The following is an 891-nucleotide window of genomic DNA, read 5'->3' as shown; positions in this document are numbered from 1 at the left end:
CGGAGCACGCCCGGCGCCTCGGAGAGCGGCAGCAGCGGGCCGCGGTAGGCGGCCACGGCGGCACCGAGGTCGCCGCGCGCGACGGCGTCGCCCACAGCCCGCCAGTCGCCGTGCCAGGCGGTGGTCAGCCGGTAGGGCCGGGAGGCGAGGCAGTTGCCCAGCAGCGCCCGCAGGCGGGACAGTTCGGCGCGGAGCGTGACGGGGTGGATGTCCCGTTCCCCGTAGAGCTCGGTGGCGAGCTGGTCGCCGGTGAGGCCGTCGGGGTGGGCGGTGAGCAGCACCACGATCTCGCTGTGCCTCCGTCCGAGGCGCAGCGGCGCGCCGGACGCGGGTCGCAGCAGTATTTCGTCGCGCCCGAGGGCCTGGAGGTGTCCCCCGGCGGGGCGGGTGGCGAGCGCGGCGAGGTGGGCTTCGGCGGCCCGCGCGGTGGCCTGGACGAGTGCCAGGCTCTGCGGCGTGGCGAGGTGGTCGCCTCCGGTGATGTCGACGGCACCGATGATCCGGCGGCTGTGCGGGTCGTGGACGGGAGCCGCCGCGCAGGTCCACTTCTGCACGGCGTGGCAGTAGTGCTCGGCGGCGAATATCTGCACCGGGTGGTCCACGGCGAGCGCGGTGCCGGGGGCGTTCGTGCCGGAGTAGGGCTCCGCCCAGCGTGCGCCGGGCACGAAGTTCATCCGCTCGGCGTGGCGCAGCACTTGCGGATGGCCTTCGACCCAGAGCATGCGCCCGCTCTCGTCGCAGACGGACAGCAGGTGCGCGCCGTCCTGGGCGATGGTGCCGAGCAGTTCGCGTACCAGGGGCATCACGTCGGCGAGCGGGTGGGCGGCGCGGCGGGCGGCCAGCTCGGCGTCGCCCAGGTCGACGCGGGCGAGGCCGTCGGGGGCTACGCGG

1 protein-coding gene is annotated in these 891 nt (G+C 75.8%); it reads right to left on the bottom strand.

The genetic code is table 11. The annotated features are described in order from the left end of the window. Positions 1-891: GAF domain-containing protein (locus ACYVE9_RS28640; RefSeq protein WP_461030798.1), on the bottom strand; the 891-nt coding region annotated here is incomplete at both ends.

The sequence above is a fragment of the Streptomyces sparsus genome, from assembly GCF_054776295.1.
This window is presented reverse-complemented; position numbering and strand designations above follow the sequence as displayed.